Origin of the sequence: Arcobacter sp. F155, assembly GCF_004116455.1 — a bacterium.
GTDB lineage: Bacteria > Campylobacterota > Campylobacteria > Campylobacterales > Arcobacteraceae > Halarcobacter.
Genome location: NZ_PDJU01000016.1, coordinates 13,778 through 39,758, shown reverse-complemented (window position 1 = coordinate 39,758; position 25,981 = coordinate 13,778). Strand labels below are relative to the sequence as shown.

Annotated in this window: 26 protein-coding genes; 10 read left to right on the top strand and 16 right to left on the bottom strand. The window is 30.4% G+C overall.

Annotated features, from left to right (window positions below; genetic code table 11):
* Window positions 1-132: 132 nt before the first annotated feature.
* A complete protein-coding gene (locus CRV03_RS13655) occupies window positions 133-588 on the top strand; it encodes an MnmC family methyltransferase (RefSeq protein WP_309109196.1) in 456 nt (151 codons plus the stop codon).
* Here CRV03_RS13655 and CRV03_RS13650 read toward each other — a convergent pair.
* The 7 genes from CRV03_RS13650 to CRV03_RS13620 all read right to left on the bottom strand — a co-directional run bounded on the left by CRV03_RS13650 (window position 585) and on the right by CRV03_RS13620 (window position 9,272).
* Window positions 585-1,085, bottom strand: a complete 501-nt coding sequence (locus tag CRV03_RS13650; RefSeq protein WP_129085701.1) for a hypothetical protein — start codon at window positions 1,083-1,085, stop codon at window positions 585-587. The two genes, CRV03_RS13655 and CRV03_RS13650, sit on opposite strands and share 4 nt — an antisense overlap.
* A 50-nt stretch (window positions 1,086-1,135) precedes the next feature.
* Window positions 1,136-4,603: a methionine synthase gene (metH, locus tag CRV03_RS13645; RefSeq protein WP_129085700.1), complete on the bottom strand. Its 3,468-nt coding sequence runs from the start codon at window positions 4,601-4,603 to the stop codon at window positions 1,136-1,138.
* A 144-nt stretch (window positions 4,604-4,747) separates the two neighbouring features.
* Window positions 4,748-6,910, bottom strand: coding sequence for a TonB-dependent siderophore receptor (locus CRV03_RS13640; protein WP_129085699.1), 2,163 nt, complete (start codon window positions 6,908-6,910; stop codon window positions 4,748-4,750).
* Window positions 6,828-7,325 (bottom strand): hypothetical protein, encoded by a 498-nt coding sequence (locus tag CRV03_RS13635; protein ID WP_129085698.1) that lies wholly within the window; start codon window positions 7,323-7,325, stop codon window positions 6,828-6,830. The genes CRV03_RS13640 and CRV03_RS13635 overlap by 83 nt, the downstream gene beginning before the upstream one ends.
* Window positions 7,325-7,798: an RNA polymerase sigma factor gene (locus CRV03_RS13630; RefSeq protein WP_129085697.1), complete on the bottom strand. Its 474-nt coding sequence runs from the start codon at window positions 7,796-7,798 to the stop codon at window positions 7,325-7,327. Before CRV03_RS13630 ends, CRV03_RS13635 begins: the two co-directional genes overlap by 1 nt.
* Before the next feature lie 21 nt (window positions 7,799-7,819).
* Window positions 7,820-8,584: a DUF4198 domain-containing protein gene (locus tag CRV03_RS13625; protein WP_164968671.1), complete on the bottom strand. Its 765-nt coding sequence runs from the start codon at window positions 8,582-8,584 to the stop codon at window positions 7,820-7,822.
* Window positions 8,585-8,672: 88 nt separating this feature from the next.
* Window positions 8,673-9,272, bottom strand: a complete 600-nt coding sequence (locus tag CRV03_RS13620; protein ID WP_129085695.1) for a cyclopropane-fatty-acyl-phospholipid synthase family protein — start codon at window positions 9,270-9,272, stop codon at window positions 8,673-8,675.
* 217 nt (window positions 9,273-9,489) lie between these two features.
* On the opposite strand from CRV03_RS13620, the gene CRV03_RS13615 reads away from it, so the two are divergent.
* The 4 genes from CRV03_RS13615 to hisIE are packed head-to-tail and all read left to right on the top strand — an operon-like array spanning window position 9,490 to window position 12,607.
* Window positions 9,490-10,410 (top strand): branched-chain amino acid transaminase, encoded by a 921-nt coding sequence (locus tag CRV03_RS13615; RefSeq protein ID WP_129085694.1) that lies wholly within the window; start codon window positions 9,490-9,492, stop codon window positions 10,408-10,410.
* A gap of 18 nt (window positions 10,411-10,428) precedes the next feature.
* A complete protein-coding gene (locus CRV03_RS13610) occupies window positions 10,429-11,517 on the top strand; it encodes a prohibitin family protein (protein ID WP_129085693.1) in 1,089 nt (362 codons plus the stop codon).
* 41 nt (window positions 11,518-11,558) lie between these two features.
* Window positions 11,559-11,903: a hypothetical protein gene (locus CRV03_RS13605; RefSeq protein WP_129085692.1), complete on the top strand. Its 345-nt coding sequence runs from the start codon at window positions 11,559-11,561 to the stop codon at window positions 11,901-11,903.
* Between the two features lie 23 nt (window positions 11,904-11,926).
* A complete protein-coding gene (hisIE, locus tag CRV03_RS13600; protein WP_129085691.1) occupies window positions 11,927-12,607 on the top strand; it encodes a bifunctional phosphoribosyl-AMP cyclohydrolase/phosphoribosyl-ATP diphosphatase HisIE in 681 nt (226 codons plus the stop codon).
* Between the two features lie 183 nt (window positions 12,608-12,790).
* Here the strand turns inward: hisIE and CRV03_RS13595 are convergent, their stop codons facing one another.
* The 5 genes from CRV03_RS13595 to thiC all read right to left on the bottom strand — a co-directional run bounded on the left by CRV03_RS13595 (window position 12,791) and on the right by thiC (window position 17,482).
* On the bottom strand, window positions 12,791-13,222 hold the full coding sequence (locus CRV03_RS13595) for a MauE/DoxX family redox-associated membrane protein (protein WP_129085690.1): 432 nt from the start codon (window positions 13,220-13,222) through the stop codon (window positions 12,791-12,793).
* A gap of 59 nt (window positions 13,223-13,281) precedes the next feature.
* A complete protein-coding gene (locus tag CRV03_RS13590) occupies window positions 13,282-14,127 on the bottom strand; it encodes a helix-turn-helix domain-containing protein (RefSeq protein ID WP_129085689.1) in 846 nt (281 codons plus the stop codon).
* On the bottom strand, window positions 14,127-14,669 hold the full coding sequence (locus tag CRV03_RS13585) for an NAD(P)H-dependent oxidoreductase (RefSeq protein ID WP_129085688.1): 543 nt from the start codon (window positions 14,667-14,669) through the stop codon (window positions 14,127-14,129). The genes CRV03_RS13590 and CRV03_RS13585 overlap by 1 nt, the downstream gene beginning before the upstream one ends.
* A 95-nt stretch (window positions 14,670-14,764) precedes the next feature.
* Entirely contained in the window at window positions 14,765-15,952 is a 1,188-nt protein-coding gene (locus CRV03_RS13580) for an Mrp/NBP35 family ATP-binding protein (protein ID WP_129085687.1), read from the bottom strand.
* Between the two features lie 174 nt (window positions 15,953-16,126).
* A complete protein-coding gene (gene thiC, locus CRV03_RS13575; protein WP_129085686.1) occupies window positions 16,127-17,482 on the bottom strand; it encodes a phosphomethylpyrimidine synthase ThiC in 1,356 nt (451 codons plus the stop codon).
* Window positions 17,483-17,620: 138 nt separating this feature from the next.
* Between thiC and CRV03_RS13570 the strand changes: the two genes are divergently transcribed.
* From CRV03_RS13570 to CRV03_RS13550, 5 genes are read left to right on the top strand one after another with little or no spacing between them, the layout of a single operon-like run.
* Complete coding sequence (locus tag CRV03_RS13570) at window positions 17,621-18,553, top strand: hypothetical protein (protein ID WP_129085685.1); 933 nt, start codon at window positions 17,621-17,623, stop codon at window positions 18,551-18,553.
* A 2-nt stretch (window positions 18,554-18,555) separates the two neighbouring features.
* The gene (locus tag CRV03_RS13565; protein ID WP_129085684.1) at window positions 18,556-19,377 is read left to right on the top strand and encodes an HDOD domain-containing protein; all 822 of its coding nucleotides are present in this window, start codon (window positions 18,556-18,558) and stop codon (window positions 19,375-19,377) included.
* A gap of 56 nt (window positions 19,378-19,433) precedes the next feature.
* Window positions 19,434-20,558: a bifunctional 2-C-methyl-D-erythritol 4-phosphate cytidylyltransferase/2-C-methyl-D-erythritol 2,4-cyclodiphosphate synthase gene (locus CRV03_RS13560; protein WP_129085683.1), complete on the top strand. Its 1,125-nt coding sequence runs from the start codon at window positions 19,434-19,436 to the stop codon at window positions 20,556-20,558.
* Window positions 20,555-21,439: a response regulator gene (locus tag CRV03_RS13555; protein ID WP_129085682.1), complete on the top strand. Its 885-nt coding sequence runs from the start codon at window positions 20,555-20,557 to the stop codon at window positions 21,437-21,439. The genes CRV03_RS13560 and CRV03_RS13555 overlap by 4 nt, the downstream gene beginning before the upstream one ends.
* A complete protein-coding gene (locus CRV03_RS13550) occupies window positions 21,439-21,918 on the top strand; it encodes a phosphatidylglycerophosphatase A (RefSeq protein WP_129085702.1) in 480 nt (159 codons plus the stop codon). The genes CRV03_RS13555 and CRV03_RS13550 overlap by 1 nt, the downstream gene beginning before the upstream one ends.
* Before the next feature lie 276 nt (window positions 21,919-22,194).
* Here CRV03_RS13550 and carA read toward each other — a convergent pair whose 3' ends face one another.
* From carA to CRV03_RS13530, 4 genes are read right to left on the bottom strand one after another with little or no spacing between them, the layout of a single operon-like run.
* Window positions 22,195-23,319 (bottom strand): glutamine-hydrolyzing carbamoyl-phosphate synthase small subunit, encoded by a 1,125-nt coding sequence (carA, locus tag CRV03_RS13545; protein ID WP_129085681.1) that lies wholly within the window; start codon window positions 23,317-23,319, stop codon window positions 22,195-22,197.
* Complete coding sequence (locus CRV03_RS13540; protein WP_129085680.1) at window positions 23,319-23,870, bottom strand: DUF507 family protein; 552 nt, start codon at window positions 23,868-23,870, stop codon at window positions 23,319-23,321. Before CRV03_RS13540 ends, carA begins: the two co-directional genes overlap by 1 nt.
* Window positions 23,871-23,874: 4 nt before the next feature.
* Window positions 23,875-25,125 (bottom strand): adenylosuccinate synthase, encoded by a 1,251-nt coding sequence (locus CRV03_RS13535; protein WP_129085679.1) that lies wholly within the window; start codon window positions 25,123-25,125, stop codon window positions 23,875-23,877.
* Window positions 25,126-25,132: 7 nt separating this feature from the next.
* A complete protein-coding gene (locus CRV03_RS13530) occupies window positions 25,133-25,978 on the bottom strand; it encodes an ATP phosphoribosyltransferase regulatory subunit (protein ID WP_129085678.1) in 846 nt (281 codons plus the stop codon).
* Window positions 25,979-25,981 lie beyond the last annotated feature (3 nt).

Here is a 25,981-nt window from a genome sequence, read left to right as displayed (position 1 = left end):
TTCAGCATTAGGTTATGACAAGCCAATGAATGTTTATTTAAATCAGATGAAAAATGTTGCATAACGATACAGAGATAGGTGGAATTTAAATTACGAAATAGTTGTCTTGACTTTTAGTGGCATTATAAACTAATTGAGTCATTAAAAGAGTTTGAATTTCCACAAGAGTTTGAAAAGATATCTCATATCATAAAAGAACTTCTTGAAACAAAAGAATACAAAGATGAAAAGATACAAATAGAACTTTTCATAGGTGATGCAAGAAAATACATAAAAACACTTGATAATCTAGATATAGTATACCAAGATGCTTTTAGCTCTGAAGTTAATGGTGAGCTTTGGACAGTTGAGTACTTCACTGAGCTATTTTCTATAACAAATGAAAATGCAGTGGTAACCACTTATTCAATAGCAAGCAATGTAAGACTATCTTTATATGAAGCTGGTTTTGAGATTTATGAAGTAAATCCTACTGGAAAAATGAAACAAACAATTGCAATTAAAAATAAAAAAGATATGGAAGCTAAGTATATTGATATGCAGTTAAAACAGGAAAGAAATAAAGAGCTAAAAGCCCTTTATGATTAATCTTCTACAAGATTATCTAAGATATATCTTTCTAAATCTTTTTTAGAAATTTCTTCTTTGATAGCTTGCTCATAGATTTCTTCGATTTTTTGATTATACTCTTCATATGAGAAGTATGGAAATCTAAGTCTCCATGATTTCTTGATTTGTCTTTTTGTAATTTCATCTCTAAGTCTAGCTCTAAAAAAATTAAAACCAATAAAAATCACAGCTGTAATAACCATCGCCCCTAAGATAGAGATATGAGGGTCAATATTTGCTAAGGGTTTATGTAATATTGCAGAAATAGGCACAATAATTGCTAATACAATCATAATATACATAAAATAAGCTCGTCCAAGTTTTAATCTAAAACCTAATCTTGCTGGGTCTACATGCATACCTTCATTGTACTGTCTATTTGCATCTAGTAAATCTCTTAATAAAATCGGTTGTTTTGATAAAATATAAACAAAGTCTAATACTCTATCTTTAATCGTTTTTTCTCTATGAGGCATTTGTTTTCCTATTTTATAATTGAAATCATTTTATCTAAGATTTCTTTATATTATACATTGTAGTAATTTGCTTTATGGTGAGGCACTACAATTGCACACGTTGATTGTTCTGGATGAATTTGGAATGTCTCACTTAGTTCTATTCCAAACTCTTCTGGTTTTAATAAATCAAACATATCTCTACTTTGTTCTAAATCAGGACAAGCTGCATATCCAGGAGAGTATCTACAACCTATATACTGTTTCATTTGAACATCATGTAAAGTATTTCCTTCTTTTGGAACAATATCAAGGTCAAGTCTTACTTGCTTGTGTAAAACCTCTGCTAAGGCTTCTGCTAACTCAACACCTAATCCATGTACTTGATAATACTCTGTAAACTTACTATCTTTATAAAGTTCTGCTTCATAAGGACTAAGCTTTAATCCTGCACTTGCAAAAGTAAAGGCAACTACATCAAGTCTATCATTTGCAAAGAAATCAGCTATACATCTATGAGGTTTCTTTCTTTGTCTTGGGAACTCCATTACTTTTATTGCTTTTTCTAATGGTGGTATATTTTTTGCTTCTTCTTCTGAATGGAAAGCATACTCTTCAGAGAAAATATATAGTTTATTACCCTTTGAAATACAAGGATAATAAGCATAAATAGCAATTGGGTCAAAAAGTTCTTTTTCAATAAACTCTTCTTTTAATCTCTCATAAATAGGTTCAACCACATTTTTTTCATGGTCTAAGAACTTCTCTTTTGATTGTTTTGCTCTTTTATATCCCCATCTTTGTCTAAATAAAACTCTATGGTTAATCCATTTAAATACTAAATCTTTATCAATAGCTTTATTATCTAAAGCAACTCTTCCCCAAAGTGGAGGGAATGTAAATTGCCCTGCTTCTGGAAGAACGATATCTTCTTCATTGATAACTACTTCTTTTTCTTCTTTTCTAGCAATCTCTTCTTCATCAACTAAATCAGCAGCAAGTGCCGTATTTTCTAAGTCCCCCTCTTCAATTCTTTGCATTGATACAACACCATCAAAAGCATCTCTACAATAGAAAATTGGACCATCATAGATTGATCTACAATAATCATTTACAAAACCTTTTGTAAGTGCAGCTCCACCAAGAAGTACAGGAATATCTATACCTTGCTTTTGTAGCTCTTCAAGGTTTTCTTTCATAACAGCAGTTGATTTTACAAGTAAACCACTCATACCTATTGCTTGAGCTTTGTGTTCTTTAACAGCTATGATAAAGTCATTTAAATCAGCTTTGATACCAATATTGATTACTTTAAATCCATTATTTGAAAGAATAATATCAACTAAGTTTTTACCAACATCATGAACATCACCTTTTACAGTTCCAAGTACTAATACTGTCTCACTTGCTTTCTCTTCTTTTGGTAAATATGGGTTTAAAGCATCAACTGTTGCTTTCATAGTCTCTGCACTTTGAAGTACAAATGGTAACTGCATTTGACCCGAACCAAACAGTTCCCCAATAACTTTCATTCCATCAATTAGCCATTCATTTACTATAATTTCTGGGTTTACTTCATGTCTTAACTCTTCAACTAGTGGTAACATTCTATCTTTATCACCATCTAAAAGAAGCTTTTTAACTTTGTCAATTGGTTCTAGTTTTTGATACTCTTCATCACTTTGCTCTTCCATATCACCAACATTTGCAAAGTGCTCGATAAACTTAAATAGTGGGTCACCATCTTCTTGATTATTGAAGATTAAATCATCACAAGCTTTTCTATCTTCATCAGAGATTTTATTTAGTGGTAAGATGTGTTTAACATTTACAATAGCAGATGTTAAACCAGCTTTTACACAATGGTCAAGATAAATAGAGTTTAAATATACTCTTGCTTTTTGGTCAAGTCCAAATGAAATATTAGAAAGTCCAAGAGTAGTTCCCACTTCTGGGTGTCTTATTTGGAACTCTTTAATTGCTTCAAGAGTTTCAATACCTGCAGTTCTATACTCATCATCCCCTGAACCAATAGTAAATGTAAGCATATCAAATACTAAATCATCAGGTTTAAATCCATGTCTATTTACACATAAATCATAGATTCTTTCTGCTACTTCAAGTTTTCTCTCAAAGCTTTTTGCCATACCAATTTCATCAATTACAAGACAAACAAGTGCTGCACCAAATTTCTTAGCTAAAGAACAAACAGCATCAAACTTCTCTTCCCCATCTTCTAGGTTTACTGAGTTGATAATACATCTTCCACCAATTTGTTTTAAAGCAGCTTCAAGTGCTGGAACTTGTGTTGAGTCAGGCATTAAAGGAAGTGAAACTTTTTGAGAATATAAAGATACTACTTTATCCATATCTCCTGTTTCATCCCTACCTGCAAATCCAACAGAAACATCAATAACATGAGCTCCAGCTCTTACTTGTTGTTGACCTACTGATAAAGTACCTTCATAATCATTTGCTTTAAGAAGTTCTCTAAAGGCTTTAGAACCAGTTGCATTAGATCTTTCACCAATTAAAAGTGGTGCGGGGTCTTGCTTTAAAGGAACTGTATTAAAAAGTGATGCTAAAGAGGCTTTTAAAAATCCACTTGGTTTTTTAGGAACTATTCCTTCTACTGATTTTACTAAAGCTTCAATATGCTCAGGAGTTGTACCGCAACAACCACCTAAGAAAGATACTCCATTAAAATCTAAAAACTCTTTTGTTAGTTCTGTAAACTCTTTTGGTTGCATTGGATAATAAGTTTGTCCACCTCTATTTTGAGGAAGACCTGCATTTGAGTGAACAGAAATTGGGAACTTACATACTTCACTTAAAGTTTTTACATGCTTATGTACTTGTTTTGGTCCAGTACCACAGTTAAATCCTAAAGATAAAATATTAAATGGCTCCATAATAGCTGCAATTGTCATCGCATCTGTTCCAATAAGCATAGTACCACTAAGCTCAATTGTTACAGATACCATAATAGGAGTTTCTGGTGCTACTGCTTTAAGAGCATGAAGTCCAGCTTTGATTTGTAAAGGGTCTTGGCAAGTTTCAAGTAAGAACACATCTGTTCCACCATCAACTAAACCTTGTGCCATGATTTTATAACCTTCAAACATCTCATCATATGTGATATGCCCTAAAGAAGGAAGCTTTGTTCCAGGCCCAATAGAACCTAATACAAATCTTGGTTTTTCAGGAGTTGAATACTTATCACAAGACTTTTTAACAAGCTCGGCACCAAGACGTGAAAGCTCATATGAAGTTTGTGGAATATCATACTCATCTAAAACCCATGGCATAGAACCAAAAGTATTTGTAGTAATAAAGTCAGCTCCAGATTCAGCATATGCATCATGGATACCTTCTAAAACATGAGGTGCAGTTAAATTTAAAAGCTCATTACAACCTTCTAAATTAATCCCTTCATGTAACCAGTACTCATCTTTGATATCTGCTATTTGAAGTTGTGTCCCCATAGCTCCATCAATAATTATAACTTTTTCTTCTATTAGTTTTTTTATGTCTATCATTTTTTCTTATTATCTTTGTTTTTTTGGTTTATAAATAGTAGATAGTGTATTTAAATTATGGTTAAAAAGTTGTTAAGCAATAAAAGTAAAAAAGAAATGCAACTTAGTTGTAAAAAAGTAGAGCAGAGCCCTACTTTCTTAGTTTTAGAATTTGTAATTTAGACTTAAACTAAATACTCTTGGCTCTCCTGATGATATATGTCCCCATTGAGAAGCACCTTCATAATAAGCTTTATTTGTCACATTATCCACATCAAACATAACAGTTAAATCATTTCCATTATATTTAGTTTCATACTTTAATCCCATATCCCATCTTGTCCAAGAAGGAAGTTTTACAGTTGAACCATCTCTTACATATTGTTCATCACTATAAATTAAATAGTTTCCAAAAGATAAGCCTTTTACAAAAGGAATATCAACATCAAGCCCTATATTTGCTAAAAGCTCTGGAGCACCACCTACCTCATCATTTGCATAAGTTTGTTCAGTCTCTTTAATTTTTGTTTTCATATATGTTAATGCAGAAGAGAATCTAACTGTCTCAGTTAATTTTCCAAAAGCAGAAATCTCAATACCTCTATGTTGCAACTTCATAGTTGAAGCATAAGTATTATCAGCTCCTGATTCACCTTTCTTTCTTTCCATATCAAATAAAGCTAAAGAGTAATCAATATTATTGTAGTTATATTTTGCACCTACTTCTATTTGAGTTGTCTTATATGGCTTTAAAGATTCACCTTCATTAGTACTTCCAGAAGGAGCATTTTGTCCTGCACTTAAGCCTTGTGAATAGCTTGCATATAAACTTAAATCATCAAGAGGTTTATAAACAAGTCCAACAAAAGGAGAAAGCCTTGAATCATCATAATGGCTTGTTTTATCACCAGAAGTATTGTAATTTATAGATTCTACATTTTGATATCTTCCTCCAAAAGTAAATCTAATATCTTCTGCTTCATTTGAAATAGTATCTGAGATAGCAAAAGACTCTAAAATAGTATCTGTTCTTTTTTCATCGGGTAAAGTTAAATCAACTTTTGAAATCTTTGTAGGATTATAAATATTACTATCATAATTTGTTGAATCTGTATTTACTCTAGTTTTAACTTTTCCCTCATAAGAAGATGCATCAAAATTAATTCTATGATTTAAACTTCCTGTTTTAAATGATGTGTTTGCTTTTATTCCATATGTAAACCTTGAAACATCAAATGTCCCTTTACTAAACTTTGTTTTTACATCACCATTTGAGTTTTGAAGTACTGCTCCTTTTTGAAATAATCTATCCACATCAGATTGACCACCACCTAAATAAAAACCAACTTGAGTATCTTCGTTAAAAAAGTAATCAAACTTATATAAAGCTAGATTTTCATCCGCCTTTGAGTATTCCCAATCTTGAGCTAAGTTAAAATCATTATCAGGTGCACTTGCTAAATCTACTCCATCAGCTATATACAATCTTCTAAAAGGAGCATCAATATTTTCAAAAGTTGAAATATAATCTAAACTTGTAATAAAGTTATCAGCTATATAGTCAAGACTTAAAGACCCACTAAATGCTTCACTCTCTAAATTATCAATTACTGAGTCACCGTTGTCATAGGCTAAATTTAGCCTTGCACCAAATTGCTTATCTTCTCCAAATCTTCTTGAGATATCAGTTGCAATTCCTGGTCTTGAATCATTTGTATATCTTAACTCAATCTCATTTGAGTCTTTATATGCTCTTTTAGGAACTAAGTTTATAGCTCCACCTGTATTTCCTTTTGGAGACATCCCAAAAAGAATTGTACTTGGTCCTTTTACTACAGATACTGCATCAAAAAGATCAGTGGGCACTTTGTAGTTTGGAGCCACACCATATATACCATCAAAAGCATATTCCCCTTGATTCCAATCTCCTAAAGGAACACCTCTTAAATAAAATGATTCAGCATTATCTCCATATGCTCCTGAGCTTCGTACAGAAGAGTCTTGTGTAATCAAATCACTTAATTGTCTAGCTTGATTATTTTTAATACTATCTTTAGTAAAAGTAACCACTGACAGTGGAACATCTTTTATATTTGACTCACCAAATAATCCTAAATTTGCATCACTTGAAAAATTTTTATTAGCCATTTTAGTTTGTAGGCTTTCAGTTACATTTACTTCACCTAGATTATCAGACTCTTTTGAAGAGGTGTTACTCTTTTTTTCTTTGATGATAATTGTATTTTTATTTAAAACTGCTTCTAAACCTGTTCCTACTAGAAGTTCTTCTAATGCTTTTTCTAACTCTTTTATCTTTATAGTATTCAACTTTTAGTTTAGATTTTACGTCTAAATCTATCAAAGAGTTATCCTCTAATGCAATATTTAATATCTTTTCATTTTTACTAATAAACTCTTTAGAAAAGAGTACTCTATTACTCTCTTGCAAAAAGAAAAATGATAAAAATACTAAGGCTACTATAGATGCAGCAAGATATTTACTTTTTTGAAATATATTTATTTTTTTATGCTTTTCATTAAACTCAATACAAAGCTCATCTATAAACTTATCATCTAAACTTTTACAGTCAAAAAGAAGCTTTTTATTTTCATCATATGATTTTTTGTGGGTTTTATTTTCCAACCAGACCTTTAAATCATTTTCCTCTTTTTTATTTAAGCCTTCTTTCTCTTTTATTATCCAAGCTATTGCTTTTTTATCTATCTCTTCTAATAAATCCATTAATACTCTTTCTTCATTTGTTCTTTTATCTTCAATGTTGCTCTTGTTATATTTTTTTCTACAGCATTTACACTTATTCCCATGATTTCAGAAATCTCTTTTCGTGTAAGCCCTTTATAAACGTGTAAAACAAAAGCCTGTTTGTTTCTCTTTGAAAGAGTACTAATACATTTTTTTAATTTTTGTTCTCTTTTTTCATCACTTAAAATTTCTTCTGGACACTCTTTTTTAGGGATTGAATATTGTTCTTCTTCGAAACTTGTATAGGATATTTTTTTATTTTTTCTAGCCTTATCTATCACAAGACTATAAGCTATTTTATATAGATATGCTTTTTGAATAGTAGTCTTTTCAGCTTTTTTATCTATCTCTAAAGCTTTAGCATAGGTTTCTTGAGTAAGATCCCTTGCTAAATCTTTATCTTTTGTAAGTCTTAGTAAATAGTAAGAGATCTCTTTATAATACTCTAACATTCAAACTCTTTAAACTAAAACTTACTCTTTTATATCAAAAGTTAATGTTGCAACATTTATCTCTTTATCGCATTTTGTATTATCTTTTAACTCTTTTTCTACTTCTACTTTTACTAACCACTTACCTGCTTTAAGTGGCAATATTTCCGTAACTCCTCTTAAGTCAGTTCTTCCATAATAAGCATATTTGCCTTTTAAATATCCTTCTAAAGTTGCCTTAACTACTGATACTTTTAAAGGTCTGTTTTTAAATAAAACTTTTACCTTAAAAGGTTCTCCTACTTTGTAATCTTTTGGATTAGATAAAGGTATTATTTCTAATTTATGTCCAATAGGTTTTGTAATAATATCACTATATTTATTCCCTATAGAAAATACATTTTTAGCTTCTAAGTGTGCTTTTTCACAATATGTTGCTTTTGTAGAAATCTCATCTTTTGCTTTACCTTTAAACCACTTGAAGTTTTCATCTTTTGTCCAGTAAGTTGGTTTATAAACCCCTGATAAAATATATGAGCCATTTTCAAGTTTTTGATTTAATTCATAATTATAGTTAGCACTAGAACTTCTTTTTAATTCAAGGGTCTTTTTTTCACCTGTTATTTTTAAAGCTTCAAAAATATCTACTCTATCTTCTGCTATTTTTTCTAGCTTTGGAAAGTCGTGACCATATCCAATGTTAAAAGAAGGTGTTGTATTGTTTTGTGAGTCTACCCAAAATTCATGGGCACTTAAACTTGTAACTGCAAGAAAAATAAACCCTATTAGAACTTTTTTAATATTCATAACTATTTCCTTATTGATAATAATTTTCATAATTGTAGTTATTAAATATTAAATTTTTTATTAAAGCTAAAGGGTTTATTATAAATTTTTAATTATCAGAAAGTAAAACTCTTATAACACTAGCTTCACCTTGATGACCTTTTCCTTCATCTAAAATAGTGATTTGCTCTTTTATATCTGCATCTGAAAAAGCATAATGGTTTTTAAAATCTTCTACTTTGTATAAAAGTTTTTCATCCTTTGGTCCACCACTTGAAAAGTTTAACTGATTTACAGAGAAAAACTCTCCTACAAATACACCTCCAGAAGCTAATGACTCATCAATATTTTCAAACAGTTTTGCTCTATCTTCTTCGTACATATGTAAATAAGAAGCGACTATTGCATCATATTTTTCTTCAGCTTCCCACTCATTTAAGTCTAGACACATAGTCTTGATATTTAAGCCCTCTTCTTTTGCTCTTTGCTCTAATTTTGAAAGACCAATATCAGAAGCATCAATTGCAGTTACATCAAAACCTCTTTTGGCTAAGAAAATTGCATTTCTACCTTCCCCTTCACCTAAACATAAAATCTTTCCAGCTCTTTTAAAAAGTTTTACTTTACTTGCTATAAAACTGTTTGGCTTTAATCCATAAAGATATCCATCTCTTGAAAATTTACTGTTCCAAAACTCTTGTTGAGACATATAACATTACCTTTAATTTTTTATTTGGATAATATCAAATTAAAAAGAAAATATTCTTAAAAAAACTCCATGTTAAATTCACATTAGTTTAATATAATTATTAGTTGTAGAGGTAAAAACAATCATTCACTTTAATTTAAAGCAAGCTTGGATAAACTATCAGACAAAAATCAAAAAGTAACTTGAAAACAATTACTTTATTTATAGGGATGGATAAATGACAGAAGCAAAATACATCTGGATGGATGGGAAATTTGTTGATTGGCATGACGCAAAAGTTCATGTATTAAGTCACACATTGCATTATGGGAATGGTGCAATTGAAGGTACTAAAGCTTATAAAACACATGATGGAAGATGTGCTATCTTTAAACTAGAAGAGCACACTAAAAGATTAATTAACTCTTCTAAAATGACTCTTATTGATGTTCCTTTTTCTGCAGATGAGTTAAATGATGCTCAAGTTGAACTATTACAAAAAAATGAATTATTTGAGGGAGCATACATTAGACCACTAGTTTATCTAGGTTACGGTGTTATGGGTCTGTATCATAAAGATGCACCTGTAAATGTTTCTGTTTCTGCATGGGAATGGGGAGCATACTTAGGAGAAGAAGGTCTTAAAAAAGGTGTTAGAGTTAAAATCGCATCTATGACTAGAAACTCAAATACTTCTGGTATGGGAAAAGCAAAGGCTGTTGCTAACTACTTAAACTCTCAAATGGCAAAATTTGAAGCAGTTGAAGCTGGTTATGACGAAGCTTTATTAAGAGATGACCAAGGTTATATTGCTGAAGCATCTGGTGCTTGTTTCTTTATCGTAAGAGATGGTGTTATTATTACTCCTCCAAATGATAACTCATTAGAGTCTATTACTCAAGCTACAGTTATTGATTTAGCTGAAGACTTAGGGTATACAGTTGTAAGAAGAAGACTTACAAGAGAAGAAGTTTATATCGCAGATGAAGCTTTCTTTACAGGAACTGCTGTTGAAGTAACTCCTATTAGAGAAATTGATTGTAGAATTATTGGAGCTGGTGAAAGAGGTCCAATTACTGAAGCCTTACAGACTGCTTACTTTGACGCTGTTCAAGGTAAGAATGAAAAGTATGAAAAGTATTTAACTTATATTAACTAAAACAAAAAAGGGTAATTTATGCCAATAGATAACGACTATTTTAAAAATAGACAACAACAAAATAAGGGTAACAACTCTAATAACGGTGGAGGTGGTAACTACCAACCTCCTTTTGAGCCACCTGAGTTTTTTAAAAACTTTGGTAAAAAAGCTGGTCTAATTTACGCAGTTATTATCATCTTAGCTGCACTATTTATTTTTAAACCATTTGTAATTATTGAATCTGGTCAAGTAGGTATCAAAGTTACAACAGGTAAATATGAAGATAGACCATTAAATCCTGGTTTCCACTTATATATTCCAGTATTCCAAAAGGTTATTGTAGTTGATACAAAAGTAAGACTTATTAACTATGCATCTGTTGAAACAAGTGGTAGTGCAGGTTTTGACCAAAGTATCAAATTAAACCCAGCAATTAATATTCTTGATGCAAGAGGTTTACCAGTTTCAATTGAATTAACAACTCAATATAGACTTACAGCAGCAGGAGCACCAGTTACTATTGCAACTTGGGGACCAGCATGGGAAGATAAAATCGTTAACCCAGTTGTTAGAAATATTGTAAGAAACGTTGTTGGTGGATTTAACGCAGAAGAACTTCCAACAAGAAGAAATGAAATTGCAACTTTAATTGAAAATGGAATTAGAACTCAAATTGAGTCTTTAGAAGGTACTCCTGTAACAGTTGAGTCTGTTCAATTAAGAGAAATCGTTCTTCCTACAAAAATTAAAGAGCAAATCGAGAGAGTTCAAATTGCTAACCAAGAATCTGAAAGAGTAAGATATGAAGTTTTAAGAGCTAAGCAAGAAGCTGAGAAAAAAGCTGCACTTGCAAAGGGTGAGGCTGACAAAAACAGAATTGAAGCACAAGGTAGAGCAGATGCTGTAACTATTGAAGCAAAAGCGCAAGCTGCTGCAAATAAAGCAATTGCTAAATCATTAACTCCAAACTTACTTCATATGCAACAAATTGAAGTTCAAGGTAAATTTAACGAAGCTCTTAGAGAAAACAAAGATGCTAAGATTTTCTTAACACCTGGTGGTTCAACTCCAAATATCTGGGTTGACACTAAAGATAAGTCAAGAGATAGCGCAATTAATAAATAAAAGGAAATAAGAAGTATTTTTACTTCTTATTTTGAACAAACATGAAATATATATTATTATTAGGTTTACTTTTTCTAGCTTTAAAAGCTGAAAATAATGTAGACTACTCAAATATAGAAATAAAAAAAGAACTTAATACAGAACTTCCAAAAGAGAATAACTACTATCAAAACAACTCAAATGTATATGAAGAAGTTAAAAATAAAATAGATAATGCTCCCAAAGTAAAAAAAGGAATCATTACTTATAAGAATAATTCAAAACCTACTAATGAACCTATTGATCCTTCAAAAGAAGAAGATATCAATATAAAAAGTAATTTTGATATAAATAATGAAACAAAATCTATAGATAAAATAGAAGTTGAGCTTGGTAAAAAGTTTTAATATTTAGTGACAAAAAAGGGAAAATGAGTATGGTAGATAAAATAGATTGGCAAAAGATGGATGGATTAATTCCTGTTATTACACAAGATGCAACTAGTAATGAAGTACTAATGCTTGCATATATGAATGAAGAAGCATTAAAACTAACACTTGAAACAAAACAAGCTCATTACTTTAGTAGAAGTAAACAAAGACTATGGAAAAAGGGTGAAAGCTCTGGACATACACAAGAAGTTGTTTCTACAATGGTTGATTGTGATAATGATACTATTTTATTGAAAGTAAACCAAAATGGTGTTGCTTGCCATACAGGAAGAAAATCATGTTTCTTTACTGATTTAGAAAATGATGAAATTAAACTTGATGTAGAAGTAAATACTACAAATGCCTATGGTGTAATTGATACTCTATACCATGTAATTGAATCAAGAAAAAATGATGACCCTTCAAAATCATATACTGCAAAACTTTTACAAGGTAAAGAGAACTCTATGCTTAAAAAGATTGTAGAAGAAGCAGGTGAATTTACATTTGCTGTTAAAGATAATGATGAAGAAGAGATTATCTATGAAGCAGCTGATTTACTATATCATAGTTTAGTTGCCCTTTCAAGTAAAGGAATTAATCCAGATAGAGTAAAACAAGAGCTTTCTAGAAGATTTGGATTATCTGGAATTGAAGAAAAAAACTCAAGAGAAAACTAGCCTAAGCTAAAAGCTAGGCTTTCTTCTCTTTCTTTCTAATAAAGTGTTTTACCACAAAACTAGCTCCCATAAAAGCTAATAAACCAACTACAACAAATATAAAAATCTCAGTTAAAAACATTTCTTAGCTCCTTTTGTCTTTATTTATAGTTTATAATAATTTTTCAGTAAATTAAAAACTTCTTATGCTAATTTATTCTTTTCTTTGTAATAAATTAAAAAAAGTAACAATGCTAAGCCACTTGCACTAAAAACAGAATAATCAAATGCTACTTTTATACTAGAAGTAAAACTCATAGCCAATGCAAATAATAAAAGCATAATAAAGCTTATAAAAGAGCTTTCCTTTAAATATATACCAAAGATAAGAAAAAGAGCTAAAATGATTTCTAATGCTGTTACAACATATGCAAGAGAAGGAATCAAAGAGTCAAATAAAAATGGATTTAAATAAGCTACATATTCAATAAAAGATTGAAAATCTCCCCAAGCAATTCCCTCTTCTCCTACACTTCCCCAGAAACCAAATCTATCCGCTACTGCTGATAAAAAACTAAAAGCTAAAAATAGTCTTGCATAGAGTAAAATAAGTTTTTCATTTAGTAATAAATTCATAAATATCCTTTTTTATGAATTCTAGTAAAAAGAGTATATTTTTAATTGTAAAAAAACGACTAGGCTTTATACTTTTTGTAGTTAAGCTCTTTTGCCATTTGAAGTTTATTTGAGTAATAGTTTTTTGGTGTTTCACTCATAAAAGATTTAAACTCTTTGATAAAATGTGCTTGATCAAAAAAACCATTATCATAAGCTGTATTAGTTAAGGTATCCACTTTTAATGAACTTATTTTATCCCTTGTATTTCGAAGCCTTATTATTCGAATAAAAAGTTTTACAGTTAGTCCTAATTCTTTTTTAAATATTCTTTCAATTTGTCTTACAGAAATATCAAAATACGAACTTAACTCTTCAACTGAAATATCACCTTTTCTTTTATTTATTAAATCAATAATTTCAAAAGTATATTTTGAGTTTTCTTTTTTTGATAAAGCTAATCTTTCTAATAAAAACTCATCACATAGTTTAACTCTTTGTTCTTCACATATTTTTTGCTTCTCAAAAAGTTCCATAAAATTCCAAAAAGAGTCTTTATAATCTATATTTCTATCTTGAAAACTAGAAAGCTCCTCATCAAAAAATCTATATGCTCCTGCTGGATTAAACCTAATACCAAAGGCTTCAATCTTATTGTTAAAATTCATGATTGTTGGAGATTTCGTTTGCCCCATTAAGGTTACTGTTGAACTACACAGCATTTGCTTTTGATTTACTTCCAAGAAGAATGGATTTGCAAAATTTATTACAAATCCTAAACTCCCGTCAGTTAGTATTTTCAAGCTTCTTTTTTCACTAAGATTTGCTTCTATTTTCCAATAGTTTAAAATATAAGGCTTTAGTTTTTCACATGGTTCATAAAGTTTAAAACCTATTTCATCTAACTCTTTATTAAAATATGCCACTAGTTTTCTAATACCTTTTCTTTTACTTCTTGAATATAAGATTGAAGTCTTTCTTCTTCAATATCACCATAACCTAAACCATAGATAAATGAAGGTTCTATTTTTTTTGTACCTAACATTTCCATTGTATAAAAATATGAGTTTAAACACTCTTTCACACTCAATCTATCTTCACCATAAAATGATTCCTCTTTTGCTCCCATTGAAACAAGAGTTTGAAACTTTTTACCTTTTAAAGCTAAGGCTTCAAAGTCACCTTTTTCATTTATGATATAAGAATAACCATACTCTAAAACAGAATCAACCCATCTTTTTAATAGTGCTGGTGCACTATACCAATACATTGGAAATTGAAATACAATTTTTGAGATATTTTTTAAGTCTTCTTGCTCTTTTTTAACATCAATATTATAGTCAGGATATAGTTCATTTAAATCTTTATAAAGAACATTTTCTTCACAGCTTAGTTCTTCTTTGATTCTTTTATTTACAAGAGATTTTTCTAAATCATCATGGGCTAGTAGTACAAGTATTTTTTTCATATAAACTCCTTTTTTAAGAAGTATATAAAAAAGGGAAATTAATTAATTGTATAAAAACGACAAGAAAGAATAAAAAGAGCAAAAGCTCTTTTTATTTAGTGACAACCACAACCAGTTCCACATCCACCAGATGAAGACTCTTGTTTTTGCTCAGTTTGAGAAGCTGCTGCACCACTTGTAGAACAAGCAGATACACCATTTGTAGTTGGTTGAATAGAAGCATTTTCTGCTTTATCTTCATTTTCATCTACAAAGTTAATTAGTTTTTCTGCAGCTATCATATATCTTTTTGCTGATTCAGATTCAGGATTGAAGTAAACTACTGGTTTACCAGCATCTCCACCTTCTCTAATTGCAGGTTCAATTGGAAGTAATCCTAATACCTGCGTATTATATTGGTCTGCTAAATCTTCACAAGTTCCTTGTCCGAAGATATCAGATTCTGTATTACATGAAGGACAAATAAATCCACTCATATTTTCAACAATTCCACCAATAGGAATATGAAGTTTTTGGAACATATCTAAAGATCTTCTTGAATCATCAAGTGCTACATGTTGAGGAGTAGTAACATTAATACCACATGTTACAGGTACACTTTGAGCAAGAGTTAATTGTGCATCACCAGTTCCTGGAGGCATATCAATAAATAAGATGTCTAAATCTTCCCAAAGGATATCTCTTAATAGTTGTTGAATAGCCTTCATAATCATAGCCCCTCTCCAAATTAGAGATTGACCTTCTTCCATTAAAGAACCCATTGACATTACAGCAACACCAAAGGCATTAAAAGGTTTAGCTTTATTTCCAACTACCTCAACTTCAAGTCCATTTACACCCATCATTCTAGGAATATTTGGTCCATAAATATCAGCATCTAAGATACCAACTTTTTTACCTTGCATTGCAGCTGCAATTGCTAAGTTTACAGTAGTAGTTGATTTACCAACTCCACCTTTTCCTGAACTTACCATTACAAAGTTTTTGATTTGTGGAGCGATATTACTTCCACTTGTACTATTACTTTGTTGTTTTGGAGCTTCTGGCTTAGAAATTTTTAAATTTACATTTGTAACACCAATTGCACTTAAAACTTTTGAAATATCTTCTTCTAGTTTAGAAGAAACATCTTCTGCACTTGAAGTAATATCTAAAAGTATTGTACAGGCATCATCAGCATCAACTTGAATATCTTTTACGAAACCAAAATCAACAATTGATTTTTGGAAACCTGGATATATAACTTTTGATAACTCTGCTTTTATATCAGCTATATTTGCCATATATTTTCCTTATAAATAGCCCCTATTTTTAGGAACCTTATTTTTTATTTCTTAAATTTTCACGATATTATATTTCAAATAGGATAATTTTTGTCTTAATTGAAATCATTAATAAAAAAAGGTCAAGTAAAAAAAACTTGACCTTTTTTATATCTCATATTTTATTAAAAAATACTAAGCTGTAGCAGTCGCTTCAATCTTATCACCATGATCTTTTACAATCTTTTGTGTGATTTTATATGAACAAAACTTTGGTCCACACATTGAGCAGAACTCTGCTTCTTTAAATACATCTTGAGGAAGAGTTTCATCATGATACTCTTTTGCTCTTTCAGGGTCTAAACATAATTCAAACTGTTTATTCCAATCAAAGGCATATCTTGCATCTGACATTTCATCATCAATATCTCTTGCACCTTTTCTTCCTCTTGCAATATCAGCAGAGTGAGCTGCAATCTTATATGCGATAATACCTTCTCTTACATCATTTGCATTTGGTAATCCTAAGTGTTCTTTCGGAGTTACATAACAAAGCATACTAGCTCCATGCCATCCACCAACAGCTGCACCAATTGCAGAAGAGATGTGGTCATAACCAGCAGCAATATCAGTTGTAAGTGGTCCTAAGATATAGAAAGGTGCCTCATGACAATACTCTCTTTCAAGTTTCATATTTCTTTCAATTTGATTTAATGGAACGTGACCTGGTCCTTCAATCATAACTTGAACATCTTTTTCCCAAGCTCTAAGCGTTAATTCACCTAAAATCTTTAATTCTGATAATTGTGCTTCATCTGATGCATCTGCAAGACACCCTGGTCTTAAAGAGTCACCTAAAGATAAAGATACATCATATCTTCTACAAATATCTAAAATATCATCAAATGCATCATAGAATGGATTTTCTTTATGGTAGTGCATCATCCATGCAGCCATTAAAGAACCACCTCTTGAAACGATTCCCATTTTTCTTTTTGCAATATGTGGCATAAACTGTAAAAGGAAACCAGCATGAATTGTAAAGTATGAAACACCTTGTTGTGCTTGTTTTTCTAAAACATCTAACATAACATCAATAGATAAATCTTCAATTTTATCTTTTACATCATGTAAGATTTGATAAATTGGTACTGTACCAATTGGAACTGTTGAGTGCTCAATAACAGCTTTTCTAATTGAATCTAAATCTCCACCTGTACTTAAATCCATAATAGTATCTGCACCATGTTTTAGACATACATCAACTTTCTCAATCTCACCAGCAATATCTGATGCTAATGCAGATGATCCAATATTTGCATTAATCTTACAAGAAGATGCTATACCAATAGCCATTGGCTTTAAATGTTTATGATTAACATTTGCAGGAATAATTAATCTTCCTCTTGCAATCTCATCTCTTACAAGTTCAGGTTCAATTTTTTCTACTTTTGCTACATACTCCATATCTGGAGTAATAATACCTCTTTTGGCATAATACATCTGTGTTCTTACTTCATCATCTTTATGATTGTCTAACCAGTCTCTCATATAAAAATCCTATGTAATAATTTAGGGTGATTATATCAAATTTATATTATAGAAACTTAATTAAAACAACTATTTTAATTTATTAATTATGTAAGGTGTATTTGATTATAATAATCCAACTAACGATTTAAGGTTAACATGAAAAGTAGCGAAAATCTAACAACACTTTATGAACATTCAAAAGTAAACCTTAAAACTATACTTAATAGTGCTATTATCGATGATATAAAACTTTTAGAATTAATAGATAAGCTTACATTTGATAATAGTTTTTCAATTAAAAATATTGATGATTATAACTTAGATGAAATAGCTAAGGTATTTAGATTTTATGAAGACTTATTGAAAAAAAGTTTTAATGAAGATAAAGAAAGATTTGAGCTAGAGTTTAAGCTTTATACCTTACTTATAAAAGTTTTTACAGAGCTTTGTAATACTTTTGTTAATGATAAGAATAAAATTCCTAATATAGATAACTTCTTTCAAATTCTAAAAGAATCAAAAAACATGTTAAAACTAACTATTCCTTTAGACGTAAAGCATATAAATATCTTAAATAATCTAATAGGAGAACAACTTTATTATTTCTCTCATATTCATTATCATGATATTAATGCCTATCCATTAGATTATACTTTTGAAAAATATTTTCTAAACCTAGAAAAGATGTTCCATGGTTATGATTTAAGTTTAGCTTCTGATTTTGGACATAAAGAGTTTACAAATAAAGACATAGAATTAGCTATTTTAAAGAACAATGCTTCATTTTTAATTCTTACACTTATTCATAAAATTTATAAATATAAGAGTTTTGATGATTTTGAGGATAATAAGTTTAAAAATATTACTGAATTTTACATTGATAACTTTCCTATTGAAGAGGATACTAAAAAAGATACTATTAAAAATCTGGAGATTCTATTTTTAAGGGATTTTATAGCTAGTAAAAATTATATTAAAAAAATAACAAATCACAATTTACTCACAGAAAAGTTGATTTTATTGGAACTTGATACAGATGAGTATAAACAATTAATTGATATGATAAAAAAAATTGATTTCCAGGATTGATAATGAAACAGTTAATAGTAGAAAAAATTGACTCTTTGCCACCTTTACCTAATTCGGTTTTAGAATTAGAAGAGTTTAGAAAAATGCCAACTAAAGAGCCTCTAGACTTATTAAAGATAATAGAAAAAGACCCATTAATTATTACTACTGTTTTAAGAGTTGCAAACTCTGCTATGTTTGGATTTGTAAGTGAAGTAGAAACTCCTAGTCGTGCTATCTCACTTTTAGGTGTTAACTTTACAATTTCTATTGCTTTAGGTTCTGTTATTCAAAATCTAATTCAAACTGACCTTAATGCCTACAGTGCTTCTACTGATGACTTTATGTTCTCATGTAACTTAGCTTCAAATATTATTAACACTTGGGTTGCAAAAATTGATAAAGACTTAAAAGAAGACTTACTATTACCAGCTTTTTTACAAGAGACTGGAAAGTTTATTATTTCTGATATTATCACAGAAAATAAACAAAAAGAAGAATTCCAAGAACAAATTGCTATAACAAAAAACCTATCAAGTGTAGAAAAAGAGTTTGTTGGTTATTCATGTGCAAGAATTACTGCAAATATTTTTAAACACTGGAACTTAAGTCATAACCTTATCTTCTCAATTGGTTTTGTAGAAGACTTAGAAAACTGTCCAAAAGAGTATCTTAAAAAAGTGAAGATATTAGAGATAGTAAAAATACTTGCTGATATAAAAAATCCACTTTCAGATTCTAATATCCAAAGAGCATTAAACAAAGCAGAAGAGTATGGCTTTGAGGCAGAAACTTTAGAAAAAGCAATCGAATCTATTAAATATAAACTAGAAGAAGATCTTTAAGATTTCATAAGTTACATTAAAGTATAATTTGTAACTTTTTTACTCAAAGGGGCCTTGTGTCGAATGTAACGCTTATAGTATTATGTGCTGGGAACTCCACAAGATTCGGGCTTCAAACAAAAAAACAGTGGCTTAGGATAGACAATCAACCACTTTGGCTTTTTGTTACAAAAAGACTCGATAATCTATATAAATTTAATAAGGTAATCGTCACATCTTCTAAAGATGAACTAAACTATATGCAAAACTTTAGTGATGATTATGAGTTTATTGCAGGTGGAGACACTAGACAACAATCAATGAAAAACTCTCTTGAAAATGTTGATTCTGAATATGTGATGGTTACTGATGTGGCTAGAGCTTGTATTCCTGAAAATGTTATTACTTCATTAATTGATTCAAAAGAAAAAGCTGATTGTATAGTACCTACTTTAAAGGTGAGTGATACAGTTATCTACAATGAAGAAACAATAAATAGAGATAATGTTAAACTTATCCAAACACCACAACTATCAAAAACTACTGTTCTAAAAGCTGCTTTAGAAACAGAAGAAGAGTTTACAGATGACAGTTCAGCTATAAAAGCTAATGGTGGTTCTGTTTTTTATGTAGAAGGTTCAATAAAAAGTAAAAAGCTAACTTTTGGAGATGATTTAAAAGAATTATCATGTCTAAAAGCACCAAGCCAAAACTTTTTTACTGGTACTGGATATGATATTCACCCCTTTGAAGAAAACAAAAAAATGTATCTTGGTGGAATAAATATTGATGTTCCATATGGTTTTAAAGCGCATAGTGATGGAGATGTTTTAATTCACTCTGTTATTGATGCTCTATTAGGAGCTTGTGGAGCTGGAGATATTGGTGAATTTTTCCCTGATACAGACCAAGAGTTTAAAGATATAGACTCAAAAATTCTTTTACAAGAAATTGTAAAATTTATTTATAATGTAGGATATGAGATAGTTAATGTTGATTTAACAATAATTGCTCAACAACCAAAAATAAATCCATATAAAAATGAAATCAAAAAAACTATTGCCTCTTTACTAAACTTAGAAAAGCAATTTGTAAATATAAAAGCAACAACTGCTGAAAAACTTGGATTTATAGGACGAAAAGAAGGAGTTGCAGTACAATCAATTGCAACTTTAAAATACTATGACTGGACGAAAAAATGAATATACTGATTATTGAAAGCGAAATTTACCTCGCCCAAAAAGTTGTCTCTAGACTATTAGATGACGGACATAATTGTGACTTTGTAGAATCACCAAACATTGATAATCTTACAAAAGATTACGATATTATTTTACTTTCTACTTCACTACCTGCTGCTTTATGTAAAACAATCATTAGAAGATATAGCGACTCAATTATTTTACTTCTTGTATCATATATTTCAGACGAAACTGTTACTGACCCAATCAAAGAGGGTGCGAAAGATTATATTATGAAGCCATTTATTATGGATGAGCTTGTAAGAAAAATCTATCACTATAGAGAGTGTAAATCTATTAGAAAAGAGCTACAGACACTAAGAGATTACCTTAACTTCCAATTTGAAGAAGTGGATACTAGTAGCCATGTATTGCCAACATCATTTCCAACACTTATTGAAACTAACTCACAAATCAGTGCTGATAAACTAGCTTTTGAATTAGTTAGAAAACTTGATTTACAAATGAAATTTGTTTCTCTTAGCTCTGATAATTGGCAAAAAAGAGTAAATGAAAAGTTTAGTGGAGTTTTATATTTAACTGACTACCATAGTCTTAAAAAGAGTGCAAAAGAGAACCTAAATAAACTTATTGAAGATAAGAAATGTATTATTGTATCTTTAGAAAAAGAAGAAGAGTTCCCTTATACTAAATTAGAGTTTGAAAAAGAAGATAGCCTTCTTATGACAAACAATATTATGACAATAAATGATTATGTAAAAATGATGGTTTTATCATATCAAACAAAATACCCTGATACTGAACTTTCTAAAAAACTTGGTATCTCAAGAAAATCTCTTTGGGAAAAGAGAAAGAAACTTGGAATAGAGAAGAAGAAGTAATGAGAAAACTATTTTTAACTGTTTTTTATAGTGGCTTAAGCCCAAAAGCACCTGGTACAGTAGGAAGCTTTGTAGCTCTTATCTTAGGTGTTTTATTATTACAATATATTCCAGAGTCAACTATGTTCTTACTTGCCTTCTTAATCTCAGTAATAGCTGTAAGAGAAATAAATAAATATGAAAAAGAAATTGGTGAGCATGATAGCAAAGAGATTGTTATTGACGAACTTGCTGGTATGTGGATTGCCCTTTCTATTTGTGGTATTACAGCTGAAAATATGTATTACTTAGCTCCTATTGCTTTTGTATACTTTAGAGTCTTTGACATTTGGAAACCTTCTGTTATAGGAAGAATTGATAAAAATGTAAAAGGTGGTTGGGGTGTTATGGGTGATGACATCGTAGCTGGACTTGCTGCTGGTATTGCTACTAGTGGAACTTACTTCTTAATAGAAAAATACATCTTACCTATTATCTAAAACAGACGATTAAATTCGTTTGTTTTACAAAACTCTACATCAATATTTTTTTAATCTACGATTTCAAATAAGTAAACTTTATTATAGTCAAAATATACAATTAGAAATATTTAAAAATAGCTAGTTTTATTTAGATTTTTTGAAATTATAAGATTGTAAAAGAAGTGATTGTTTTTTGTAAGGTCAAGGCGAAGTTTTAAATTTTTGAGGAGCATACTAAAGTATGTGACGAATAAATTTAAAACTTCAACGCAGAGATTGCGAAAATAAGATTACTTATTTTACAATCTTAGCGAATTCGTCGAAAATATATTTACTTTCGTGTGGCCCAGGACTAGCCTCTGGGTGATGTTGAACTGAGAATATCTCTTTATTTTTATATTTAACACCCTCAATAGTTCCATCAAATAAGTTTTTATGAGTAATTTCAGCAATTTGCTCAATACTATCTGGAACATTATAGTTATGGTTTTGTGCAGTGATTTCTACAATCATTGTTTCTGGGTTTGCAACTGGGTGGTTACCACCATGTTGTCCAAATGGTAATTTATATGTATCATGTCCATGAGCAATAGATAACATTTGGTGTCCTAAACAAATAGCAAACATAGGGATATTTGCATTAATCAGTTTTTGAACTTGTTCTTTTTCTTCTGTTAAAGTTAGTGGATCACCAGGACCATTTGATAAGAAGATACCACCAATTTCATTTGCTTCAAATCTTGCAATTAAATCATCAGCTTTAAATGTTGAAGGTACAACTTCTACTTCAAGTCCAGACTCAACTAATTCATTTAAAATATTTCTTTTAACTCCAAAGTCAACTACTACAACTTTCTTATCACTCATAACAGCTTTGTTATAAGCTTTCTTTTCATGGTTCCATGCACCATTTTTATGAACATAAGCTTCTTTTGTAGATACTTCTTTGATATAGTTGATATCTTCAATTCTTGGACTTTCAGCTAGTTTAGCAGCAAGCTCTTCTTTAGAAGAAATCTCAGTTGATGCAATCATCATCATTGCACCTTCATCTCTAATCATTTTAGTTAAATATCTTGTATCAATTGCAGTGATTCCAAGAACTCCATGCTCTTTTAAGAATGAATCTAAATCACCTTCAGATCTGTAGTTTGAATGCTCATGATGATAATTTCTAACTAAAACACCTTTACAGTAAGCTGTTTTACTTTCCATATCATCTGCATTAACACCTACATTTCCAATTTCTGGCATTGTAAAAGTTACAAATTGACCAGCATAACTTGGATCAGAAATGATTTCTTGATATCCTGTTAATGATGTATTAAATACAATTTCTCCAACTGTTGTACCAGTTGCACCAAATGAATTAGCTTCTAAAAATGTCCCATTTTCTAAATAAATCCATACTTTTTGCATTACATTAACCCTCTTTTAATTAGTTCTTCTTCGTATAATCTATGATACACAATATCATACTCTTCAGTTCCAGCAATAAGCTTTCTTTTATAATGTTTAATCTTTTCCATTACAGCATCGTCAGCTTTTTCAAACCCTTTTAAAAACTCATCAATAGATGAGAAAATCACATTCTTAACTTGGTTATCTGAACAAGTATAGTGAATATAATCTTCTTCCCATAAATAGTCTAATACTTTATGAGCAATATCAGAAAATCTATCTTCATTGTTTAATATTACACCAAAGTCATTAGCTAGTCTTTTCTTAGTTAGCCAAAATAGTTGTCTTCTATCTGCATTTAGGAACTCAATTTCATCCTCTTGTGCATCTAGTAATTCATGAACTTTTTCATCTAACTCGTGCTCTTGATCAATATCAGCATCTAAGATTTTTTCAATCTCAGCACTGATTTCATCTTTTGTTTTTCTAATCTCTACAAAATCGCAATTAACTAAATCTCTTGAAATTCTCTTTGAGATATATGGCGTATGATGTAACTTCATTCTCATAGGGCTATCCTCTTATAATTGTATCTGCTCTCTCTGGTGATGTTGATACGATTCCAACTTTTACACCTGTTAATTCTTCAATTCTCTCAATATATTTTTTTGCATTTTCTGGTAGTGCATCAAACTCTCTACATCCAACTACACTATCCCATCCCTCAATCTCTTCATAAACTGGTTTAACACTTTCTAAATCAGTTGGCATATAATCAATGATTTCACCATCTAAGTCATAAGCAACACAGATTTTAATTCTTGGGAAACCATCTAAAACATCAAGTTTCATTAATGATAGTTGGTCACAACCATTTAATCTAGCTGCGTGTTTTACTGCAATTGCATCAAACCAACCACATCTTCTTCCTCTACCAGTTGTAACACCAACTTCTTTTCCGATGTCAGCAATTTTTTGTCCCTCTTCAGTAAAGTCTTCTGAAGGGAAAGGACCATTACCAACTCTAGTAGTATATGCTTTAACAATACCAGTAACTACTCCAATATCTTTTGGAGAGATACCAAGACCTGTACAAGCTCCAGCACTTACTGTACTTGAAGATGTAACATATGGGTATGTTCCATGGTCAATATCAAGAAGTGTACCTTGAGCACCTTCTAATAAAATCTTTTTATCTTCATCTAATGCTTTCCATACCATGTTTGTAGTATTTGCAATATATGGAGCAAGCTTTTCTTTATATGTTTCAAGTAGTGCTACTAATTCATCTTTTGAAGGAGTATCAATCTCTAATACAGCAAAGATAGCTCTATTTTGTTCAAAGAACTCAATAATGCTTGTAGCTAATTTTGTAGGGTTTAATAATTCACCTACTCTAAATCCTGATCTAGCAATTTTCTCTGCGTATGCAGGCCCAATTCCCTTACCAGTTGTACCTATAGCTTTGTCACCTTTTAGTTTCTCTTTAGCTTGGTCAATTTGTGCATGATATGGTAAATTTAAATGTGCTTTATCAGAAATGAAAAGTCTTCCTTCTAAATTATCAAATTGTTCCATCTCTTTGATAATAGATTCTGGTGATAAAACAACACCATTTCCAATTACATTTACAGCTTTTGGATTTAAAACACCAGAAGGAATTAAGTGAAGTGCGTATCTAACACCGTCTACCCAAATAGTATGACCTGCATTGTGACCACCTTGTGACCTACAAACCATGTCATAATTTTGGGCAAGCATGTCAACCATCTTACCTTTTCCTTCGTCTCCCCATTGAATACCAACTATTAAATCTGCTTTCATCTTTTCCCTAATCCTCTAAAATTTTTAATAAACTATCTGTATAAAGTGCGAAACCTAATGAAGAAATTCCATCAGAACTATATTTCCCACCTTTACTAATTACAAAATTATCTTGAATAACTCTAAAATATACATCATCATAGTATTTTAAACTTCCATGATAAAGTGGAGCAACTACTAAGTTTTTATATTCAACATTTTTAGCTGCTTCTAAAAGTTTTTCAAGTTCTGCTTTTATCACCTCTGGTGAAATTTTCATAGCTTTTTCTAAGTCTTTGATATCTTTTACTTTGATAAGTGAGTTTAACCAAGCTTCATCAATTTCAAATAGTTTTGCTATTTCACCATTTTTGAAGTAGTCAATATCTATATTAAACTCTTTTGCAATAAGTTTTGGAATATTGATATTTGACAGTTGTAATACTGGGTTTATATCTAATTCATCTAAAATATTTCCAGTAATATTTACTAAATCAACGATATTATCATGGTCTATCCATTCACATCCAATTTGATAATCTTCTGTTGATGGATATGAAAATACTGGTTGAACATAAAACCATTTTTTATGAGAAGTTGCTCTACCAAGTCTTTTTGTAATAATTCTTACAACATCAAGTGTTGAATCAGCTCTTAATGAAACTTGTTCATTTGCTTCATCTGAGAACTTGATAAGCTTTCTATCATTTTCAATTGCTTGGTGCTGAGAGTAAGAAAAGTTAGGAGTGATAATCTCTTCAAAACCTTTTGAATCAAGAATTTCACATACTCTATTTTCTAAGTTTCTCTTAGCCTTAGCTAACTTTCCAAAATATAGTCTTGAGCCCTTTGGTATTTCGTGTTCAAAAACCATAAC

Bases quoted from the DNA above. Each gene is read 5' to 3' on its own strand.
- CRV03_RS13650 (WP_129085701.1), bottom strand. From the start codon at position 1,085: ATGCCTCATAGAGAAAAAACGATTAAAGATAGAGTATTAGACTTTGTT.
- metH (WP_129085700.1), bottom strand. From the start codon at position 4,603: ATGATAGACATAAAAAAACTAATAGAAGAAAAAGTTATAATTATTGAT.
- CRV03_RS13635 (WP_129085698.1), bottom strand. From the start codon at position 7,325: ATGGATTTATTAGAAGAGATAGATAAAAAAGCAATAGCTTGGATAATA.
- CRV03_RS13630 (WP_129085697.1), bottom strand. From the start codon at position 7,798: ATGTTAGAGTATTATAAAGAGATCTCTTACTATTTACTAAGACTTACA.
- CRV03_RS13625 (WP_164968671.1), bottom strand. From the start codon at position 8,584: ATGAATATTAAAAAAGTTCTAATAGGGTTTATTTTTCTTGCAGTTACA.
- CRV03_RS13620 (WP_129085695.1), bottom strand. From the start codon at position 9,272: ATGTCTCAACAAGAGTTTTGGAACAGTAAATTTTCAAGAGATGGATAT.
- CRV03_RS13615 (WP_129085694.1), top strand. From the start codon at position 9,490: ATGACAGAAGCAAAATACATCTGGATGGATGGGAAATTTGTTGATTGG.
- CRV03_RS13610 (WP_129085693.1), top strand. From the start codon at position 10,429: ATGCCAATAGATAACGACTATTTTAAAAATAGACAACAACAAAATAAG.
- CRV03_RS13605 (WP_129085692.1), top strand. From the start codon at position 11,559: ATGAAATATATATTATTATTAGGTTTACTTTTTCTAGCTTTAAAAGCT.
- hisIE (WP_129085691.1), top strand. From the start codon at position 11,927: ATGAGTATGGTAGATAAAATAGATTGGCAAAAGATGGATGGATTAATT.
- CRV03_RS13595 (WP_129085690.1), bottom strand. From the start codon at position 13,222: ATGAATTTATTACTAAATGAAAAACTTATTTTACTCTATGCAAGACTA.
- CRV03_RS13585 (WP_129085688.1), bottom strand. From the start codon at position 14,669: ATGAAAAAAATACTTGTACTACTAGCCCATGATGATTTAGAAAAATCT.
- CRV03_RS13580 (WP_129085687.1), bottom strand. From the start codon at position 15,952: ATGGCAAATATAGCTGATATAAAAGCAGAGTTATCAAAAGTTATATAT.
- thiC (WP_129085686.1), bottom strand. From the start codon at position 17,482: ATGAGAGACTGGTTAGACAATCATAAAGATGATGAAGTAAGAACACAG.
- CRV03_RS13570 (WP_129085685.1), top strand. From the start codon at position 17,621: ATGAAAAGTAGCGAAAATCTAACAACACTTTATGAACATTCAAAAGTA.
- CRV03_RS13565 (WP_129085684.1), top strand. From the start codon at position 18,556: ATGAAACAGTTAATAGTAGAAAAAATTGACTCTTTGCCACCTTTACCT.
- CRV03_RS13555 (WP_129085682.1), top strand. From the start codon at position 20,555: ATGAATATACTGATTATTGAAAGCGAAATTTACCTCGCCCAAAAAGTT.
- CRV03_RS13550 (WP_129085702.1), top strand. From the start codon at position 21,439: ATGAGAAAACTATTTTTAACTGTTTTTTATAGTGGCTTAAGCCCAAAA.
- carA (WP_129085681.1), bottom strand. From the start codon at position 23,319: ATGCAAAAAGTATGGATTTATTTAGAAAATGGGACATTTTTAGAAGCT.
- CRV03_RS13540 (WP_129085680.1), bottom strand. From the start codon at position 23,870: ATGAGAATGAAGTTACATCATACGCCATATATCTCAAAGAGAATTTCA.
- CRV03_RS13535 (WP_129085679.1), bottom strand. From the start codon at position 25,125: ATGAAAGCAGATTTAATAGTTGGTATTCAATGGGGAGACGAAGGAAAA.
- CRV03_RS13530 (WP_129085678.1), bottom strand. From the start codon at position 25,978: ATGGTTTTTGAACACGAAATACCAAAGGGCTCAAGACTATATTTTGGA.